The organism is Streptomyces boluensis (assembly GCF_009908195.1).
Lineage (GTDB): Bacteria > Actinomycetota > Actinomycetes > Streptomycetales > Streptomycetaceae > Streptomyces > Streptomyces boluensis.
The window spans coordinates 1-401 of the sequence record NZ_JAAAHS010000790.1 but is presented as its reverse complement, the minus strand read 5'-3'; the positions used below and the strand labels follow the sequence as shown (position 1 = coordinate 401).

The following is a 401-nucleotide window of genomic DNA, read 5'->3' as shown; positions in this document are numbered from 1 at the left end:
TGGGCGGGTTGCCAGGGCTGGCTCATTGGTCCCCCGTGAAGCGGAGCGAAGACTGAGGGTCCAAGTTATCAACGCGGTCAACAGGCGTTGAGGGCCAGGACCTGCTCCGTCACGTGATCGTGAGCGCGAAGTGCTCAGCCGAGCACCACGACATCCCCGGCATCGAAGACAACTCCCACCGAGTCGCCCACGTCCGGCGCCTCCCGCAGCGTGCAGGCCGCTTCGAGCCGGGGTGCGCCCGCGTCGTCGGGCCTGAGGTGCACGGCGACGTGCGTACCGCGGAAGGTGCGCCCCGTCACCGTGCACGCCAGGCCGTCGGCGGCGGCCACGAGCCGTACTCCGGCGGGGCGTACGAGCACGTCGTGGGCGCCCTGGGCGGAGCCGGCCGGTACCGGCAGCTT

General features: G+C 71.3%; 1 protein-coding gene. It reads right to left on the bottom strand.

The window, feature by feature from the left end:
- Nucleotides 1-134 precede the first annotated feature (134 nt).
- A partial coding sequence (locus tag GUY60_RS38110; protein ID WP_161706061.1) for a TOBE domain-containing protein occupies nucleotides 135-401 on the bottom strand: 267 nt, incomplete at its 5' end.